Source organism: Microcystis sp. LE19-84.1B, from assembly GCF_027531875.1.
In the GTDB taxonomy this organism is placed as follows: Bacteria; Cyanobacteriota; Cyanobacteriia; order Cyanobacteriales; family Microcystaceae; genus Microcystis; species Microcystis panniformis.
The window spans coordinates 1-19,798 of the sequence record NZ_JAPZSR010000103.1 but is presented as its reverse complement, the minus strand read 5'-3'; the positions used below and the strand labels follow the sequence as shown (position 1 = coordinate 19,798).

At 42.8% G+C, this 19,798-nt stretch carries 19 protein-coding genes and 1 tRNA gene; 7 read left to right on the top strand and 13 right to left on the bottom strand.

Features of this window, described 5'->3' with window-relative positions; translation table 11 throughout:
• The 10 genes from dcm to O9324_RS06105 form a co-directional block, all read right to left on the bottom strand.
• A partial coding sequence (gene dcm / locus O9324_RS06150) for a DNA (cytosine-5-)-methyltransferase (RefSeq protein WP_288139738.1) occupies positions 1–370 on the bottom strand: 370 nt, incomplete at its 3' end.
• A gap of 46 nt (positions 371–416) precedes the next feature.
• Complete coding sequence (locus O9324_RS06145; RefSeq protein WP_288139737.1) at positions 417–581, bottom strand: hypothetical protein; 165 nt, start codon at positions 579–581, stop codon at positions 417–419.
• A gap of 14 nt (positions 582–595) precedes the next feature.
• Entirely contained in the window at positions 596–820 is a 225-nt protein-coding gene (locus O9324_RS06140; protein WP_242017283.1) for a DUF4926 domain-containing protein, read from the bottom strand.
• A gap of 238 nt (positions 821–1,058) precedes the next feature.
• Positions 1,059–1,271 (bottom strand): hypothetical protein, encoded by a 213-nt coding sequence (locus O9324_RS06135; RefSeq protein WP_002789670.1) that lies wholly within the window; start codon positions 1,269–1,271, stop codon positions 1,059–1,061.
• Positions 1,268–1,744: a type II toxin-antitoxin system VapC family toxin gene (locus tag O9324_RS06130; protein ID WP_002763393.1), complete on the bottom strand. Its 477-nt coding sequence runs from the start codon at positions 1,742–1,744 to the stop codon at positions 1,268–1,270. The genes O9324_RS06135 and O9324_RS06130 overlap by 4 nt, the downstream gene beginning before the upstream one ends.
• Before the next feature lie 686 nt (positions 1,745–2,430).
• Positions 2,431–3,915 (bottom strand): GUN4 domain-containing protein, encoded by a 1,485-nt coding sequence (locus O9324_RS06125; RefSeq protein ID WP_288139736.1) that lies wholly within the window; start codon positions 3,913–3,915, stop codon positions 2,431–2,433.
• A 620-nt stretch (positions 3,916–4,535) separates the two neighbouring features.
• Positions 4,536–5,606, bottom strand: coding sequence for a HaeII family restriction endonuclease (locus O9324_RS06120; protein ID WP_002789660.1), 1,071 nt, complete (start codon positions 5,604–5,606; stop codon positions 4,536–4,538).
• A 3-nt stretch (positions 5,607–5,609) separates the two neighbouring features.
• Positions 5,610–6,632, bottom strand: coding sequence for a DNA cytosine methyltransferase (locus O9324_RS06115; RefSeq protein WP_288139735.1), 1,023 nt, complete (start codon positions 6,630–6,632; stop codon positions 5,610–5,612).
• A 91-nt stretch (positions 6,633–6,723) separates the two neighbouring features.
• A complete protein-coding gene (gene argZ / locus O9324_RS06110; protein WP_288139734.1) occupies positions 6,724–8,835 on the bottom strand; it encodes a bifunctional arginine dihydrolase/ornithine cyclodeaminase in 2,112 nt (703 codons plus the stop codon).
• Between the two features lie 173 nt (positions 8,836–9,008).
• Positions 9,009–10,772: an SWIM zinc finger family protein gene (locus tag O9324_RS06105; protein ID WP_288139733.1), complete on the bottom strand. Its 1,764-nt coding sequence runs from the start codon at positions 10,770–10,772 to the stop codon at positions 9,009–9,011.
• A gap of 115 nt (positions 10,773–10,887) precedes the next feature.
• Between O9324_RS06105 and O9324_RS06100 the strand changes: the two genes are divergently transcribed.
• The 4 genes from O9324_RS06100 (at position 10,888) to O9324_RS06085 (ending at position 13,006) form a co-directional block, all read left to right on the top strand.
• Positions 10,888–11,169, top strand: coding sequence for a ParB N-terminal domain-containing protein (locus tag O9324_RS06100; RefSeq protein ID WP_002765183.1), 282 nt, complete (start codon positions 10,888–10,890; stop codon positions 11,167–11,169).
• 13 nt (positions 11,170–11,182) lie between these two features.
• Positions 11,183–11,875 carry a helix-turn-helix domain-containing protein gene (locus tag O9324_RS06095; RefSeq protein WP_288139732.1) on the top strand — a complete coding sequence of 231 codons (693 nt, stop codon included), beginning with the start codon at positions 11,183–11,185 and terminating at the stop codon, positions 11,873–11,875.
• A gap of 488 nt (positions 11,876–12,363) precedes the next feature.
• Entirely contained in the window at positions 12,364–12,600 is a 237-nt protein-coding gene (locus O9324_RS06090) for a hypothetical protein (protein ID WP_002743252.1), read from the top strand.
• The gene (locus O9324_RS06085; RefSeq protein ID WP_287629465.1) at positions 12,590–13,006 is read left to right on the top strand and encodes a putative toxin-antitoxin system toxin component, PIN family; all 417 of its coding nucleotides are present in this window, start codon (positions 12,590–12,592) and stop codon (positions 13,004–13,006) included. Before O9324_RS06090 ends, O9324_RS06085 begins: the two co-directional genes overlap by 11 nt.
• Before the next feature lie 234 nt (positions 13,007–13,240).
• Here O9324_RS06085 and O9324_RS06080 read toward each other — a convergent pair whose 3' ends face one another.
• Positions 13,241–14,089, bottom strand: a complete 849-nt coding sequence (locus tag O9324_RS06080; protein WP_288139731.1) for a M28 family metallopeptidase — start codon at positions 14,087–14,089, stop codon at positions 13,241–13,243.
• A gap of 109 nt (positions 14,090–14,198) precedes the next feature.
• On the opposite strand from O9324_RS06080, the gene O9324_RS06075 reads away from it, so the two are divergent.
• Positions 14,199–15,581, top strand: a complete 1,383-nt coding sequence (locus tag O9324_RS06075; RefSeq protein ID WP_288139730.1) for a flavin monoamine oxidase family protein — start codon at positions 14,199–14,201, stop codon at positions 15,579–15,581.
• Positions 15,582–15,661: 80 nt separating this feature from the next.
• Here O9324_RS06075 and O9324_RS06070 read toward each other — a convergent pair whose 3' ends face one another.
• The gene (locus tag O9324_RS06070) at positions 15,662–18,187 is read right to left on the bottom strand and encodes a mannose-1-phosphate guanyltransferase (RefSeq protein WP_288139729.1); all 2,526 of its coding nucleotides are present in this window, start codon (positions 18,185–18,187) and stop codon (positions 15,662–15,664) included.
• A gap of 206 nt (positions 18,188–18,393) precedes the next feature.
• Here O9324_RS06070 and O9324_RS06065 point away from each other — a divergent pair, with 206 nt between their 5' ends.
• Complete coding sequence (locus tag O9324_RS06065) at positions 18,394–18,585, top strand: hypothetical protein (protein WP_043999505.1); 192 nt, start codon at positions 18,394–18,396, stop codon at positions 18,583–18,585.
• A 407-nt stretch (positions 18,586–18,992) separates the two neighbouring features.
• A tRNA-Arg gene (locus O9324_RS06060) sits at positions 18,993–19,066 on the top strand.
• Between the two features lie 249 nt (positions 19,067–19,315).
• Here O9324_RS06060 and O9324_RS06055 read toward each other — a convergent pair.
• Positions 19,316–19,591, bottom strand: coding sequence for a hypothetical protein (locus O9324_RS06055; protein WP_002763421.1), 276 nt, complete (start codon positions 19,589–19,591; stop codon positions 19,316–19,318).
• Positions 19,592–19,798 lie beyond the last annotated feature (207 nt).

Sequence of the window (19,798 nt, the reverse complement as noted above, 5' to 3'; positions counted from 1 at the left end):
TTTCCAGAATAAATGCTGCGGGTTGTTTGGCTTTTAAAATGCGAGCAATCTCAAAAAATAGCGTGCCTCTGGTATCTTCAAATCCCTTTAAATCACCACAAATACTAAAGGGTTGACAGGGAAATCCCGCCATTAAAATATTATGATTGGGAATATCTAGGGCAGCAATTTCGGTAATATCTCCCCGGGGGTGGTCGCCAAAATTAGCCTGATAAATTGCCCGAGCGTCTTTATCTATATCACAGGAAAAAACACAATCAGATTCTAAGTTTTGTTGGCGACAAACTTGTTCAATTGCAAATCGAAACCCTCCCAAACCAGAAAAGAGGTCAATAAAACGAATTTTTTTACTATCTTTCAGGAGATTCATCGATAATTAAAATTGCAGCGATAGGGATATTCTCTTTGATTTTAACTTATTCAACTTTCACCAAAGAGCGGACGGTAAATATTTCATTGGCCTGTAGGGGTTTAATCGCGGAAATTGGCACAGTAACTACTGAAATTGACTCACCGATAGCGTTAAAAACCTCTAAAATTGCTCCCATTTCGCCATTGCTAGGATGGGGGATTAAATCCACTAAGAATAACAGAATTATATAATTTGCAATTCATCCTGTTTAAGATTTTGAATCGATTCAATCTTGGAAACTTCTACAGCGATAACTGTATAGGCTTTTCCCTGATTATTTAACACTTCTAAAACATAGCCATCCTCTTGGCCTTCGGGTCGAGGACAATAATCCACGATAATCGCGTGAGTGCCACGAGACAAATTAGATTCTGGCAAATCTTCAGTTAATTGAACTTCGGAAAACATATCAAATTTCCTAGTCTAACTCTTTTAATCTGGTAATAAAGTCACAAATCTTGTTTCTTTCGTAAGTGAGTCGATAATCCAATAAGTAGAGACTCGTAAGTTTATCCCGTGGAACTCCTGAGATAAACTCCTCTTATATTGTTACATACAGCAATGAATTGTTATCGCTTTAACTCTTGTGTCGGCAATGAATTGGCAATTAATCAGAATTAATCTAAATTGTTTCGCTCAAGCCAACCTAAGAGGCTGTTGTGTTGGCGTTGAAAGCTTTGCCGTGTTCTTCTCGAATTTTATGAATTTCTTCAGCATACTTGAGAGTAAACCCGTAGGATTCCGCAGCCTTTTCCGCAGCAATGCGAGACTTAACTAAATAGTCATGGATAGACGTGCATTCCTCCGATAATCTTGTTTGAGTTTTATCTTTTTCTTGCAAAATCTCTGAGTGGATCATAAGTTATTCTCCTCTTTGAATAGTTCAAGTGGTGTGACAATTTCAGGTGTTGACAAACCAAGGCGGGCATTGATAACGCGAATATGCTTCCGTTTGTTAGCATTCGCTAGGTGGTTGCAATTCCAAGTAACGAGATATTGAATGTCGAAATAGCTGGCATAGGCAAGATGTAGAGCGTCGCCCACAAGAGACCTTGGCATGACATAGTTGGCAAGATAAAACTCGACAACTTGTTCAAGAGCAGAAGTCGGCGGTAGTAAAGGAATCCTCGAAACCAAATGAATAATTTCAGCTTTACGCGGATAGTTTCCGTTGGTTAGTTCTTGAAGCACGGCATCCGAAATATATAAATCATAATAACTGGACATCTCCGACCACCACTTCCTTGTGATTTCGGTAAAAGTTTTTAGAGCTTCACGCTCATCAAAGTAATAACTCGGAACCGTGGAATCCAAGTACACTTTTTCTTTCATGATAATAACTGATCGACAAGACTAAATCAAAGCCTGAAGCAGCCGTATGGTAGCCCCCTCTATTCTACTATCCTATCTCTGTAACGAAGTTGTTGCACTGTCATGCTTGACCTCGATCATTTCTCATAGCGATCGCACTTGATCGCATTGAAACTTCTCCATTTTATCCCAAACATTAGCGGTGCGTTACACGCGCGTTTTCGCACCCTACAAGATCAGCGATCGCACTCCTCTTATATTGTTACATACAGCAATGAATTGTTATCGCTTTAACTCTTGTGTCGGCAATGAATTGGCAATTAATCAGAAATTAATATAAGCAATTATTGTAGGTTGGGTTGAGCGAAACAATACTGGGTCGAAAATGGCTCAATTTGATTGTTTAAGCGAAACCCAACAACTCCAAAGGTTACTCTTTGTTGGGTTTCCTTGCGTCAACCCAACCTACGAGGCTTATTCTGTATTGTTACATACAGCAATGAATTGTTATCGCTTTAACTCTTGTGTCGGCAATGAATTGGCAATTAATCAGAAATTAATATAAGCAATTATTGTAGGTTGGGTTGAGCGACACAATACTGGGTCGAAAATGGCTCAATTTGATTGTTTAAGCGAAACCCAACAACCCCAAAGGTTACTCTTTGTTGGGTTTCCTTGCGTCAACCCAACCTACGAGGCTGTAACGTTTATATGTTACATTTTACAAGTCTCGACGCGAGAGACCTATAAAACCACGCCCCCCCCACGAAATGTCCCCTCCTTAGCGTCCCGGTCTCGTCAATATATCCGTCAAATGTCCTGTTGTCGGCTATCGTCAATAAAAACGGGAGGTGTCCTAGGGGTGCTTTTAGGTCAAAAGTACAATTCCAGTAGCTGTATATCCAATTATTCACTCGCCAGCCTACCCTATCTCCGAAAGCGTTCCAAACTCTTTCATTATACTCCCGCGTCCCACTGAGTTCGCGGTAAATTTTCGCCTGCACAGAAAAGCCAAATTTTCCGTTACTATATTTCAACCATAATTGGTCAATGGTTCGCAAATCCTCGCAGGGAAAATTATCGATATCTTCTACCCGAAACCATCCCTCTTTTGTGCGATTGGCGACCTGTAGCATCACTGTTGCGGTTTCTGCGTCCGCTTTCTCCCATTGCTGCCGTTTTAATAAATCTTCTAAGTTCCGATAATCGATTCCCTTGGCACTTTTAAGCTGAATAGATGGGGGAGTTTGGGGAACGGAAATAACGGGATTAACGGGTTTTTGAATAGTTGTCTGGGGTATAGAGACCGATGTTTTTATCTGCAAAGCTTGCAACACTTCCGAAGCGTATTGATAGCGTTTTTTCGTGCCAAATTCGATTAATTTATCCAGAATATTCCCCAACTCACTACTAACAGGATTATTAACTAACCACTGTCGCCATACCCATTGGTGTTCCCCCCCATCGAATAAATCAAAGGGAGATATTCCAGTTAATAAATAAAGGCAAGTTACACCCAAACTATACAAATCACTAGCATTAACTGCCTTACCATTTCCCTGTTCTGGGGCAATATATTCAGCAGAACCGATAATTGTTCCTGTCATGGAACGATTTAAAGGACTGACAAATTTTGCTGCCCCAAAGTCCACTAAAATCAATTTATTATCGCTTTTTCTGCGAATAATATTTTCGGGTTTAATGTCGCGATGAATTACTTGTTTACTATGAATAAATTCTAGAATTGGTAAAATCTCTGACAAAAGATGTTTAATTTTTGCTTCGTTAAATACTCCTTCCTCTTTTAATTCTTGTTCGAGATTTTGTCCTTCGATATATTCCTGTACGAGATATTGTCGCCCGTCATTAGCGGTAAAATAGGCGTAAAGTTCGGGGATTTGTGGGTATCTTCCCAAACTATCTAAACGAATCGCTTCTTCTTTAAATAATTCTGCTGCTTTTTGTAAAGTTCCTGTTCCCTGCGCTGACGGGAAAAATTGTTTAATCACACAATAGGGTTTTGAGGGTTTATCCTCATCTATGGCTTGAAATGTCTTACCAAAACCCCCTTGACCGATTAATTTTAGCGCTCGATAACGTTCTCTGAGCAGTAATTGAGAACCGCACTTATGACAGAATTTATCCGTGGGGGTGTTTTTGTGCGAACAATCGGGATTGAGACAGAGACTCATAGCCGTTTGACAAGTGTGGGAAGATTAACCCCTATTATACTAAATCCGTTGAGTAACGCACAGAAAACGGGTTTCTCGGAGAAACCCGTTTTCTGCTCATGCACTCATGCAAAAAGGGGAATAAATAATCAGTCTTTAAGTAGCTGGTTATAATTAAATTAAAAATGGATTTTAGGTTCGATCCCCCCTGCCCCTCTTGATAAGGGGGGTGCCGATAGGCGGGGGGATCCCCCCTGCCCCCCTTGATAAGGGGGGTGTCTGACAACTTTTAACGCCTACCTACTTCTTAATAACCGGATTTAGTATTATACAAAAAGAAAGCAAGCTAGGGCGACTCTAGTGGGTAAATTTTCTCTGATAATTGGTTAAAAATACCGATAAAAATAGTTTCAGCTAAAATAGGGCAATAGATTTCGATTTAAGGTCTTAGATTGTAAAATCGACAGCCATTTTCTGTTACACCAAATCAAATGAAGCGTTCCACATCCTTGCCTAAAATCTTTGACGCTCCCAAAACTTTTGTGGCTAAGAAAAATCCTAATCAATGGGTTGACAGCAGGAGACAGGAGGGACTTTTTGATAGTTTTTGTTTTCTTGACTTAATTACCATTTTTGCTAATCTAACCAATAGCCCAAATATCATCGTCTCTTATTTTTAACTTCAAATACTTTCTTTCCTCTAAAAAATCTATTAAAGCAATAGACTGAGGAAATTCTTTTCTAAAGTTATCACTTAGATACTGAAGTAAAGGTTTGGCCAACAAATTAGAAAATTCACCTCGCAAACATCTGTTATACCAATTAATTAGCTCTGATTCAAGTATTATGCCACGCACTCTTTGTCCCCAACTGATTTGTTGAGCTATAATTTTGATGACATCAGCATGAGCATCACGGCAAACAATAACTATATGATCGCTTTCTACTTTATCGATAATATTTTGAGCTATTTCTTCATCAAGGGTTAAATGTTTTATTTGAATAGCTATGCCAAAATTTGCCCACATATCTAATCCTCTATCGGCTGCATTCGTCACTCCTACTCTATAAATATGAGCCTTAAATACTCGCTTATTTTGGTTCTTATCTAAACCAAGTAAGGCTTTAGCTAAATCAGAAAACTCGTTTAATAAATCTTGTTTGATTGAAGGTATAGACATTGTGATCTCTGCCTCCAGAGATACTACAATGGTTTCAAATAAACTATAAGCTATAATCTCGTATGCTTTGTCTATACTTCTGCGGATTCCTGCTTTAGCACTAAACTCATCTAATAAATATTTTAAATCAAAACTTTTCTCATTTTGACTGTCTATATAGTCAATTAAACTTGATACAGTGGCTTGTCTTTCACTAAATTTTAAATAAATATAACGTTCTACACCTCCCCGTGTTCGCTTATTTTCTCGATCAAGAATTTCCAGTAACTCAGGAGACATGGCTGTGGTACTCCATACATCATGTTGATATCTAGCAGAAGATGTAGAAACTTTATTAAGCAATCTTATTGTTACTTCATCTCGCCAACGAATAGATTGATTTTGATAAGTCTTTAAATCTAAAATTTTGATATTTTTTTCTAACCGAGATTTTCTGAGAACTTCGGCAATTTGAATTGGCTTATACAAGTCAATTCTAGCTTTAGCAATAATGCTATCAAGTCTCATTTTAGCGTCTTGAATACTTACCACTATCTAAAACTCCTGAGTCGAAAATAAACTTAATTGAGTAGTTCGATTGAACGAGAATGAATTAGTTGATGCTTGCTCAACATCTAACAAAGACTCGATTACAGAATTAACCACAGCAGCTACGCAGGAAATCGCTACACTATTACCCGTTAATTTTCGCATAGTTTGATAACTGCCGACAATTTGATAATCATCGGGAAAACCTTGTAAACGGAGCATTTCCCTTGCTGTTAAACGTCTTTTCCCATCCACTAACAAATAATTATAGGATGCTCCTGCTCGCAAGGCACAGGAATAGGGATAAGCACTGACATTTCCTCCTTTATTTTCGTGCCAGATAGTCGGTTCACTATAAGGTTTTTTCCCCTCTCTTTTCAGAAGGCGACTTTTTTGAATTTTTTCGGAAGCATAATAAAAATCCGAGACATTTTCCTCTAATATTTCCGTTAAACTTGTTCTAGATAAAGCTGGTTTTGGCCAGATAAAACCCCGCGCTTCTCGGAAACCAACGATAAAAATCCGTTCTCGTTTTTGCGGTAAACCAAAATTAAGCGCATTCAAAACCCGATAATCGGTATGGTAATCTAAATCTTGCAGAGTATCGAGAATAACTTCTAAGGTTTTTCCCTGTTGATGTCCCTGCAATTGCTTGACATTTTCCAGAATAAATGCTGCGGGTTGTTTGGCTTTTAAAATGCGAGCAATCTCAAAAAATAGCGTGCCTCTGGTGTCGTCAAATCCCTTTAAATCACCACAAATACTAAAGGGTTGACAGGGAAATCCCGCCATTAAAATATCATGATTGGGAATATCTAGGGCAGCGATTTCGGTAATATCTCCCTGGGGTTGGTCGCCAAAATTAGCGTGATAAATTGCCTGAGCGTCTTTATCTATATCGCAGGAAAAGACACAATCAGATTCTAAGTTTTGTTGGCGACAAACTTGTTCAATTGCGACTCGAAACCCTCCCAAACCACAAAAGAGGTCAATAAAACGGATTCTTTCTTTGTTTTTTAGAAGGTTCATTGATAGCATCTGATCGGCAGTATCGCCAATTATGGGAATAATTAAAAAAGAGACGCTTCTAGAAACGTCTCTAGAGGATTTACTTGCGGTTTTAAACCGTTTCTACCAAGGGACGGGTTAACTTATCCAACTGTTGGGTTAACAGACTCAGGAATAAACCCACATCGGTGACGATACCCACGGATTCTACGGAACCTCGATCGCTTAATTTTGTCACCACGGCCGGGTTAATATCAACACAGACCATTTTCACCCCCGCCGGTGTCATATTGCCCACACCGATGGAATGGAGCATACTAGAGAGCATGAGAATCATGTCTGCACCTTGAATTAAGCGGGAATATTCTTCCTGTGCTTTAATTAAATCCATCTCCGTATCTGGAAGCGGACCATCATCGCGAATTGAACCGGCCAAACTGAAGGGGATATTATTCTTGACGCATTCATACATTACGCCTTTTGTCAATACCCCGGCCGATACAGCTTTGGCGATGCTGCCGTGGCGACGGATGAGGTTGATAATCTTGAGGTGGTGACGATGGCCACCGCGCACCGGGATGCCTTTCTGCATATCCACCCCTAAAGAAGTACCCATGATCGCCTGTTCCATATCGTGAACTGCGATCGCATTTCCCCCCAGTAAAGCGTGAACGTAACCATCGCGGATTAAACGGGAGAGATGTTGCGCTCCTCCAGTGTGAATGACCACCGGACCTGCCGTTACTACCACTTTACCGCCCTGGTCGCGAATTTTACGCATTTCCCAGGCAATCTGCTCCACGGTTAACTCGACTCGGCGCTCGCTAGAAACCCCCGCACCCATAAAGGTAAATTCCTGGGTGCTGTTGCGTTGTTCCCTGGATTCCGCCTGTCGGATAGTACGGATGCCCTCAACTCCCACCATGACGCGATCGCCAGCTTTTAAATCCCGCAGCAGAGTACATTTTGCCGTTTTGCCTTCCGCACCTTCAGTGACGACGATGGCTGCATCCATGCGTTGATTTTCCACCCGCACCCATTCACAGCTAACCCGCACTTCCGTGGGATAGATGGTGCTGACATAAAAATCATCGGGAGCGACCCCATCTTGTGCCACCACTGCGGTATTGACATCACAGATTTCTTGGGGACGAGCGGCCGCACCGAGGTCGATCAATTGTACCATGATCTCCTCCATTACCTCGTGAGAGGGTGCAGAAACGCGCACTTCGGCCGAGGAGGTACTTTGGCGCTCAATCCCCAAAGTGAAGTTTAAAACCTTGAAACTGCCGCCATTTCCCACCACAACATCGAGAGCTTTATTCATAATTCCCGCGTCGAGCAGATGACCTTCTAACTGGAGAATGCGACTTTCAATGGTGACATTAGCGTGATGGTCTGGAATTAAGGGTTCCGTGGTACGCAGGGTTAAACATTTGGCCGCACCTCCTGCTTTTAAGAACTCGGTCAGGGGAGTTTGTACCACTTCAAAGCTTTTTGACACTAACTTATATTGTAAATCGTCACTAATTTTATTCATGACGATTACTTGACCGATATTCACAGCATTACAAGCAAAGTTAACCGCATCAGCTTCTTCAACGATAATGCGTTTTTCTTCGGGAATTTTTAACTCAATTAACCGATTAGAATAGGCATCAAAAGCATCGGGATAGTAGAGTAGATAACCACCACTAAGGGGACAAAAACAGGTATCAAGGTGATAGAAACGTTCATCGATTAAACGTAGGGATAAAACCTCAATATCGAGCCATTTAGCGATTAAAGGGTGGGAATCTAACTCAGTTCTGAAGCCATATCCTGCCCATAACCAGCGTCCTTCCCGATCTAATAATGCGTCTCCTGCACCTTCAAAGGGTAAATCTTTGGGCAGTTCGTGAACTGTAAAACCGTTGTCTTCAAACCACTGTTTAAAATAGGGTTCTTCTCCCTGTCTTTCTTTGTGTAAAAAGCGACTGAGAACGACTATTTTTTCCAGAACTAAACCTGCATTAGCGGTAAAAACCATGTCGGGCCAGCCTTTTTCTGGTGGGACTAAATCCACGAGCGCCCGATCTTTGAGAATATGATAAAGCTGCTGCCATTGTTGCCTAGCTTTTTCCTGGGAAGATTTGTGAATGTTGCCCTCCATCCAAGGATTAATCACATAATCCACATCGTAATGATCGGGAGAACACATCAAAAAGCGAATAGTTTCAGTCATATTTTTTGACAATGAATATTCAGTATAAGTAGTCTGGAGATAAGTTTAGACCAATCTTCTATTATACTCTACTTTGCCCCAAAATATCACTAGGCCTAAGATTAGGACAATTCACGCTCTAGAAGCTAAAAACAGCCTGATTCTAGCCGATAACTGACCGCCACAAGCTTAAATTATTGTAAATCCTGATGTTTAAATAACCCCATAAATTTCGATTTGCGTCCGTGTTCCTTAATTAAACTTTCCCGATAAGTTTGCCATTCTTCCCGTCTTCCCGACATATAAAAGGCATTACGAGCTTTTTTCAGCCATTTAATCGCTTCTTCGTAGCGATCAGCCTTTTTTTCGTCGAGTATCTTTTCCGCAGGAGGACGCGCGCGATCGATTACCCAGTTAGGATCGACGGTAGCAGCCGCATCCATTATCCGCCAAATTAGATGAGACTGCACATAGGAATTATCAGAAACGACTTTAATTGCATCTCTAACTAAATTTTCGTGGAGAAATATATCGATTTTAGCCTCTGTGGAACGTCCACCGCTAAACTCGCGCAAGTAATCTAACAAATCTAATTTTAAATCGGGCCAATCTTCCCCAGCTAAAGACTCAATTTTTTGGTAATGGGAAAAGGAAGGTTGGTCTTGAAATGCCTTAATTCTAGCAGCCAAAGCTGTATCTATATCCCCTAAAGATTGCGCTAGTTCACTTGTCCAGAGAGCTAATTGATAATAATAATTCCCAGGGAAATTTAGACCACCCCTGGCAATTATGAGAGCGGATTCTGGTGCGGATTCATCGCGTAAAGCTTTGGCAAAAAAGAAGGCTTCATCGTTTTTAGTTATCATGTTTTTTGATGCTGCCATCGCTTCCTCAATGCGATCGAGATAGACTAACTTAGTTAGGTATTCTACCACTTGTCCTGAAGCTAAAGCTAGATTCAAATACTCCTGATCTTTTTCCTGTTTCTCGAAAATTTCTAAGCGAATAGAAGTTAATGTTTGGGCATAATAGGGGATATTATCTGACCACATTTCTGAAAAATTAGCCGATTCTCCCCGTAAAATCTTCTCTAAAACTGGATCGTCCCATCCCTGTTGTAAGGCTGCTAAACTCATCTCAAAATCGGCACTCCATTCATGCTGCCATTGCTCGATTTTTTCCCTTAAATCTTGCTTTTCTTGGGGATTAAATTCTTTACTTAAAATTGCCCCAGTTAAAACTCGATCGATTCTAGCACTTAAATCATCATTAACAGCACCGTAATCTTCTAAATTATCCCATTCCTCGATACAGGCGCTAATAATTGCTTCTAAAATAGCGATCGCATTATCTGGTTCTCCCTTTTGATAATAATCTTTGGCCTCATCTACTAGAGCATAAATTTCATTAGAAATTGGATCTTCTTCGTAGTAATCTTCCTCGATCGCTCGCAGGGATTGCCGCAGTTCATTACGGACAGTATTACGATAAGCTTTGACATTAATAGTTATCTTCCCTCCCGCTTTATTAACTGGGGTAGCTGGCACTAAAAACTTATCAATTGTCTCGATAATTTCTGGGTGTTTAGCCACTAAATGATTAAGCAATTTTCTTAATTTACTTTCATCGATCGGTGTCAATAACTCCTCTAAAGATGCTTTTTTAATAATTAATTCTGGTTGGCGAGAACAGGTTAATAAAACCGCCACAATATGCTTACACCAACCCTCATAATCGTAGGGACAGGAACAGGAGACATTCTCAAGGTTTTCTTGGTTAAAATCTATGGCAACTCGATAGGGTTTAACCTCACTACCACTCACTAAAGCTTGTAGATTTTGCCCCCGTTGCCAAAGAGAAATAACTGCACCGCTATCGTAATAATATTGACCGCGCTGATAGGAAGCATTGGTGCTATTTTGCCGGATAATTTTTTCATTGATAGGAGGAATAGTCATAGTCAGAAAAGGAGAGGATTGGGTGATAGAATCTTGTCTGTGGCCAGAAAACTACCGGCAGCGAGGCAGACCACTGCATCAGCAACCGAGTCAACTTATCTTCAGTTTAGCCTAAATGTGCTATAGTGAAGACACTATGGAAATTAAAAACATTCCTCTGTCCCAAATTCGTCGTCCTTTACCGCGACAAACCGATCCCGAAAAAGTTAATCAGTTGATGCAATCGATCGCTGAGGAGGGATTACGAGAACCGATCGATGTTTTGGAGGTGGATGGTAACTACTACGGTTTTTCCGGTTGCCATCGCTTTGCCGCTCATCAGCGTCTCGGTAAAGAAACAATTCTCTGTCGAGTTCGTCGCGCTCCTAAATCCGTTTTAGCTAAACATATCGCTTAAGCTGAGAAGTCCCATGAATGAGTCCTTATATAAATATCATCGGCAAAAATTAGAGCAGTTAATGGCAGAAATTGGCTGTAAAAATCTGGAAGAATTGAGTCAGTTATCGGGTCTATCTTCTTGGCAATTGCAGAGAGTTCGCCATGGTTTAATCGCCAAATTATCCTCTGAATCTTTGGTGAAATTAGCTAATGGGCTGCAGCTGCCAGTTAGCGAGCTTCTCGCTCATTTTCAAATTCCGACTATGCAGCCAGAGGATCATTCAGGGGAATTAAAAATTCTCGAACAAGAGTATCAAAATTTACAGCAAAAATTAGACCAGCAAAAAGACGAATTAGCCGCAGAATTTCAACGTCAAAGCATCGAAGCGATCGAATCTTGGTTAGTTCAATGGCCTACAGCCGAGGCCGTTGCCCGCAAAAATACTGACCTAGCAGCGGTCAAAATCCTCTCTTTAGTCAAACCGATTATGCAGTTACTGGAGCGCTGGGGAGTGCAACCAATTGACAGTGTCGGTGATCATGTTAGTTACGATCCGCAAATCCATCAATTGATCGATGGTCAAGCAGCAATCGGTACACCCGTTTTAGTTCGTTATCGGGGCTATCGTCATGGGGAAAAACTACTTTATCGTGCTAAAGTGAGTTTAATTAAAGTAGAAATGCCGGAAATTCAACCAGCAGAAACAGAAAATGTCACCGCTTAAAGTGATAATTATTGCAGAGCTTTAGTGCTGTGAAAAATTCTCTCGTGGTCTGCTTTTATCGAAAAAATCGAGTCTAAAACCTCGCCTTAAGGCGAAAAGTTTTTGGAGCGGGACATAAATCCCCATTACAAAACTAATGGCGGCTTGATAAACGCCCTCTGAACGGTTAAAATGACATCATAAGTGATTCGGAGGAAAAAATATGTCATACTACAATGACTGTTTTGAACACATTACTGATCCTGTCCAACGAAATTCTGTTCGCCAGCAATGGTTACAGATGCTTAACGGAGGTTTATCTGTTGCCGATGTTAGGATGCTACTATTAGCGACGCTTGAGCGAAACCCAACCACACTAATGTCGTCAATAATGTTTGGTTTCTAACTGGGATTGGTGCGTTACGCTAACGCTAACACACCCTACACGCTACACTACACTACAAGCTGAAGAATAATAACTCAATTTGTATTTGTGCTACTTTGAAAATATGAAAGCAACGATCCGAAACGTTAAAATTAGCGAGATTCCCACAGCGATCGAGCAGTTAGGTTTGTCCGCTCATGCGTGTGTCGATTTCACCATCGAGAATCATGAGATGACGGGGAACGAACAGGACGAAACCACCCAAACCTTGATGGAAGTGGTGAATGAAATTCGTGCTTATGCCAAGAGTCAGGGATTGACTGATGAGAAGTTGGAAGAGCTTTTAGTAGATGAATCGTGAACCCATAGTTATCGATACGAACGTCTTTATAAGCTTCGCCTTAAGCAGTACGACAACACCAGCTTTGGCTGTAGAATACGCGATTAATAACTTTATTATTCTGCAAAGTCCCGCAACTATATGCGAGTTGGTCACGAAACTTCTTCTCCCAAAGTTCGAGAGGTACATTACACTGGAGCAGCGCCGACAACTGCTAGTAACAATTTTGGAAATTTCGCTGCTGATTAAACCTACTCACCACACTGAAATTTGCCGAGATCGAGACGATAATAAATTCCTAAATCTGGCAACCAGTGGGGAAGCACGCTATCTTATTACTGGTGACAATGATTTGCTTATACTGCAACGCTATGGGAAAACAGAGATCGTTACACCAAGGGAATTTTTAAAAATTGTTCGGCGGTGAAGTACAAAAAATCCAGTTTGAGTGAGATGATCGAAAGAACAACATCGATAGGGAAAAACACGGGATAGACTTTAATTTTGCTAAGACAAGTGACTTAAGCAGTAGGTTGGGTTGAGCAATAATAACTCTTGTCTGTCAAATATTAGTGACGCTTGAGCGAAACCCAACCACATCAATGTCGTTAAGAATGTTGGGTTTCTAACTGGGATTGGTGCGTTACGCTAACGCTAACTTTTATCTCATCGGTAAAGATTGCAATCCAAAACAGAGACCTTGACAGACTCTTGTTAGGAAATTTAAGTCCAAAGTAGCGATTGTATCCCGAGGACTATGATAGTAGGGATTACGCATATTAGCAGTATCTGTCACCATAATTGCCGAATAACCGCAATCCCAAAAGGGAGAATGATCGCTGCGTCGAGTATCGGGGACGATATAACCTCCAAAAATTACCGGCAACCATTCGCAGGGAGTTTGATTTTCTCTCATGACTCGACTGAGAAAAATTAAATCCTCGCGGGTTTTGAGATTGCCAATCAAAGCGATAAAATCCCCAGTGTTGGGGTAAAAATATTCTAGAAAAGCTGGATATTTTTGAGAATGGGGATTTTTATCACAGTAACCGAGCATTTCTAAGGATAACATTAACCTTAAATCCTGCTTAGTTTGTTTTAATTTTTCCGAATATGCAATGCTCCCCAGTAATCCGTATTCTTCTAGATCGAAGGCAATTAAACGAATTGGATAATTAGCCTGATTCTCCCCAAAAAACCTCGCTAATTCTAATAATACCGCTAATCCCGTGGCGTTATCGTCAGCCCCTTGCGACCCCGGCACCGTGTCATAATGAGCGCCAATTAAAATCAGGGGTTTTTGACTGTTGTTAGGCAAATCCAAGATTAAATTTTCATAAACTTTTCCCTGAAAAGTGAAAAAATGTGATTCAAACTTTCCCCACTGTCCTAACTCTTGCCGCAGGTATTCTCGCACATAAAAATGTCCTTGACTAGAGAAAAAAGGGTTTCTTTCTCGGACAATTTGTTCTAGGTGTTGGCTTAAGCGATCGCTAAGAAGATCAAACATTGATGGCAGCAGATAATTTAATCAAAAGAGCCAATGGATAGAGAAACTGAGGGAAAAATCGGGGAGAATAATAATTGTTAATTATCAAATATTCTGTGGAGCTAAAATCATGGCAAATCTCCAATTGACTAGCTATGAGTGTATCGTGATCGGGGCGGGATTAGCAGGATTAATCGCCGCGCGTAATCTCCAGAGGCGAGGTCATCAAGTTCTGGTAATCGAAGCGCGAAATCGTTACGGTGGCAGAATGTCTGGTCAATATCTCCCCTCCGGACAGTGGATCGATCGAGGTGGTCAGTGGGTGGGCCCAACCCAAGAGCGTTTTTTAGCCCTCCTCGACGAGTATAAAATACGTCGTTTTCCCTCTCCCAATCAGGGAAAAACCGTCCTAGTGTTCAACAACAAACGCTATGAATTCAATGGTTTTTTTCAAGGTTTCCACGAGGGAGAAGTACCCGATATCGGCACGGAAGAATGGCAAGATGCGATGTCAGCATGGGCGCGTTTTCAAGAACTAGCCAAAACCCTACCTTCAGGTTATCCCCAAAGCAACGATCACACCAAAAAACTAGACAGTAAAACTTTTGCTCAGTGGATTGAAGAAAACACAAGCACAGATTTTGGTCAATGGTATTTTGCTTATATGGCCCGTGCAGTGGGGTTTCTCGGGCCGGCCGAACCCCAACAAGTCTCACTGCTGCACGTTCTTTGGGGACAAAATTGCGCCCCTCAGGCCGAACATCCAGAAGCCGAACTGATCCATGGCGGAGCGGGACAAATTCCCGACAAGATCGCGGCGGAATTAGGAGAGCGAATTCGACTGGGGGAACCGGTTTTTCGCCTTAATTATGACTCGGCCGGCGTGACCATAGAAACCAGCCAGAACACTTTTACCGCCAAATTTGCCATCATTGCCATGCCGCCCCATCTTGCCGGCCGCATTATTTATGATCCCCCGCTGCCACCCCAGCGACAACAACTAACCCAACGAGTACCGATGGGATGCTGCGCTAAAATCCTGATTTCCTACGAGCAACCTTTCTGGCGAAAACAGGGACTAGCGGGACTTGCTCAAGGGAATTGTCAATGGTTGGAACTCTGTGCTGATAGTTCGGATCCCGAAACCGGCGTCGGGGTAATCGCCACCTTTGTGGTTGGCGATCGCTATAGTCGTTGGCGCTCCATGAGTAGTCCGGCGCGTCGTGCCGCCGTCCTCTCGGATTTAGCTATTTATTTCGGTCAAGAGGCCTTTTTGCCGATCAGTTATGATGAGGTGGATTGGCCCGGGGATCCCTGGACTGGTGGCGCATATTCCGCTTTTATGCCCCCCGGAGTCTGGACAAGTTTCGGCGAGGCTCTTTTTACTCCCGTCGGACCGATTCACTGGGCCGGCACAGAAATGGCCGATCGCTGGCCGGGATTTTTTGAGGGAGCGATCCGCACCGGTGAGGCGGCGGCCGATCGAATCGCCTTGCTTTTCTGGGAAAAATGAGCATCTACAGGGCTACGCCACCTTTTAGGTCAAAAAAGTCATCATAGTCAAGTTTCCGGGGCTAATAGGGCAAAAAAATCCTAAATCATCACTATTTCGCCCTGGTAATGTTCGACGAAATACTGCACACGATGACGATATTCTTTAATTGTCCGATCGACCCATTCCCGCTGCTCACTGTTAGCATAGATATGCACTAAAGGTTCTCCAGCATCGGGTAAAATCAATACCCAGTCATCATTAAGGGGATTAATCACCTTCACCCCATCGATCAACTCTAGATTAAGATCCGCGTGAGTCTCCACTAGATAGCGCATCAGGGAGCCCTTGACTTTCCAAGGACAACGCACCGCCGTATTCTTATTGTAAATGCGCGGTAACTCGGCCCGCACCTGAGCTAGAGAACGTTCCTGAATGGTTAACATCTCCAAAAGTTTCGCCACGCTGAACATGGCATCGAAACCGGGATGTAATTGCGGAAAAATAAAGCCAGTTTGCCCAGATCCTCCTAAAACCACATTAGGATTGGTTTGACATCCTTCCATTAAAGCGCTAGGACTGGCTTTTGTCCGCACCACCCGGCCATCGTGACGACGTGCGATCTGTTCCACGGCACTAGAAGCATGAACCGGCACTACCACTGTACCGCGAGGATGGGCGGTCAGAATTGTATTCACCATTAGAGCAGTTAATTGTTCCCCGCGAATCGATAAACCACTCTCATCGACGAGGACTAATTGTTCCCCGTTGGCCGAAACCTGTACACCTAAGTTCGCTTTCAGGGCCTCCACCACATGGCCCAATTGATGGATTAGTAACTCTCTTTCCTGCATGGAAAGGGCATTCTGACGTAAACTGGCATTGAGAACCACGGCATCACAGCCAAATTTGGCCAGTAATTCTGGTAAAATTGCCCCTGAGACTCCGTAGGCGTAATCAATGACGATTTTGGAACCACTATTGCGAATAGCCTCCACATTTAGCTGAGTTTCAAAGGTTTTGCGGTAATTATCGAGAATATCAGCCGGATAGGACATACTGCCGATTTCCTGCATTCCCACCCGTCGCAGATCTTCTTTGAAATAGGCCCCTTCGATTTTCTTTTCCTTGGCTTTGGAAACATTAATTCCTTTTTCGTCTAAAAACTCGATTAAGAGAAAATCCGGGCGATCGGGATGGATACGGACGTGAATGCCACCGACTACGTTTAATTTAGCCACTAAAGTCCGGGAAATCGGTAAAGCATTCGCTTGTAGGTTTTGGATATTCACCCCCACGGACATTAAACCGGCAATCAGCGATCGACTGACCATGCGCGAGACACTGCGTTGATCCCGGGAGACGATTACCGTTGACCCCGGTTTCAGGATGGAACCGTAGGCTGCCCCCAGTTTAACGGCGAATTCGGGCGTGATATCGATGTTAGCGAGTCCCGATACTCCTCGTTGACCAAAGAGGTTTTTATGGGCAGTATTTCCCCAAATCAGGTTAATATTGAGGATGGCTCCCGATTCGATCTGTTTACTCGGCCAGACTCTGACCCCGGAATTGATCTGCGCTTCTTCCCCCACGATCGATAATTGTCCGATCACCGCACCTTCGTGTACCTGGGCCCGTCGATCGATTCTGGTTCCCCTAGCGATCGTACAAGCGGCTAAATTGACCTCATCCCCGATCACCACACCATTCCAGAGGATGGGACGTTTCAGATCGGAACCGGCACCGATGGTGACATTATCGCCGATAACCGAACCCCTCTCGATCAGAACATTTGCACCAATACGACAATGATTGCCGATCATGGCTGGGGCCTCAATCTGGGCGCTAGGATCGATATAGGTATTAGTGCCGACCCACACTCCGGGGGATTTTTCTCGATAGGGAAATTCCAGGTTAACTTTGCCGGATAAAGCGTCGTATTGCGCTTCTCGGTAGGCCTCCAGATGACCGACATCGCACCAATAACCATCGGCCACATAACCATACATAGGTTCGCCCCTTTGCAGCAGCAGCGGAAACAAATCTTTAGAAAAGTCGGCTTCTTCTTTGTAGGGGAGATAATCGAGGACTTCTGGTTCGAGAATATAGGTTCCGGTGTTGACAGTATCGGAAAAAATCTCGCTGGTGGATGGTTTTTCGATAAAACGGCGAATTCTGCCTTCTTTGTCGGTAATCACTACCCCAAATTCGATCGGATTGGCAACCCGCGTCAGGACGAGGGTTGCTTTCGAGTTTTTACTTTTATGGAATGCGATCGCTTTTTGCAGGTCAAAATCGGTGATACTATCGCCACTAATCACCAGAAAGGTATCATCTAACCATTCGGCAATATTTTTCACACATCCTGCGGTGCCTAGGGGTTGATCCTCCTCGACAGCGTAGGTGATTTTTACCCCAAAGTCGCTGCCGTCTTGAAAGTAGTCGCGCATGACATCGGGGAGATAGTGCAGGGTGGTGATAATTTCGGTAATGTCATGCTTTCGTAGTAAATTAATAATATGTTCGGCGATGGGACGGTTGAGAATCGGGACCATCGGTTTGGGAAGATCACAAGTAAGCGGACGTAATCTTGTCCCTGAACCACCTGCCATTAATACCGCTCGCATAATTTCCTCCCAAGGCTATCTTTTCGCCGTTTTTAAATAGTTTTTCCAAATTATGGCTTTAGTTTCCCGACCTCGATCGAGCCAGTTCCTAACCGGCATTCTAACACCGTCCCCCCGATTCAGAACAATATTTTCTTTTCCCAAGTCGGCAAAACCCAAGCTTAAAATAGGAGATGTGAATTCTCTAAATTCAAGGATGAGATGGCATGAGACTGGTTATTTTTATCTTAATAATTGTTTATGGTGCCGGTGGTTGGAAATTCTGGAATGGGTACAGAAGCACTAATTTTAGTCCCAGTTTACCCAATCGTTTAGCTCTAACCCTGTTCTGGCCGCTTCTTTTGGCTGTTAATCCCGCCTACCGCAAGAATTTTCAAAAAGCCCTCAAGGGCAAATAAAATTAACATACTGCCAAGGTCACGGCCATAAAACAGAAAGTAGCTGGGTATCGAGGTGTTTTTTCGCCGATTAGTCGAGATTACCCCCCCAAAAAAAACCCCTAAATAGGGTTTGCGGCAAAAAGTTTTTCGTGGGGGTAGGGTGTGACCCCCCCCAACCCCCCCGACATCGGGGGGGCAGGTAGGGTGTGGGGTTTTACCCATTTTCAGGTGGTCAATTACCTAATTTTCAGGGAAAAAGTCCCGGAATTTTCCCCCCAATCACTCCAATGGTCGGCACTTTTTGAGGGAAAAAAGTCTAAAAACCTTATCCAACAAGGTTGTTAGATTTATTCAGCAAACCCTAAATAATCCACGGCAATCAACAGTTTAGCCGTGGATGTCTTATCATGGTTAGGGAAAAAATTGGGGTCGTAGCTCAGTTGGATAGAGCGAGTGCCTCCTAAGCACTAGGCCGCCGGTTCGATCCCGGCCGATCCCGCCTTTTTCAGTGTTGCCAAAGGCACGGCGTAGCCGTCCGGTAAACAGTAAACAGTGAAAAGATGCTGGGAAACTGCTATTTATAGCGCTTTTCACGTTACTGAGGTATCAACAAGTTTTGCCAACAAAGGGCTTAAGCCCCTTGCCCATGCCTCATTCTGATAAAAACTGCTATAGCATCAACCCCATTATCGAAATATTTACGGGCTTAATTAAGCCCGTAGGCACGGCTACGGGCAACTTCTAGAGGTTAGGCTTGATCGCTTCTGTTCTTGTTAATCTGTCGGATGATTTCAATCATTTGAGCGTGTCGATCATCCATTCTCTCTAGATGCCGGTAAAAATCGGCTTGAGTCTCATAAAAATCTGATTGTGCGCTTGCTATTCGAGCTAGGTAATCGTAAAGCCCTTTTTTCTCCTGTTTCCGTTCCTCGCGGTCACTAGCGACGGCATCAGCTAGGGCTTGAATAGCGCGAGCGTTCGATTCCACTATTCTCTCGATCCGCTCTAATCTGTCTTCTGACATTTTGGTAAACTCCTAATAGACTAATTCTTGTCCCCCACCGATGCCCGTCGGATGGGGGAATAACTTTAACCCACATTCCGCACCCTCAACTGTCACAGATCAAAAAAGCCATTAAAGTAGTACATAATAACTAAAATTAATTCAAAGGTTAAAAGGGTTAATGAGAATATATAGCATTAAAAGGGGTATGGAGCGAGAAAGAGAAAA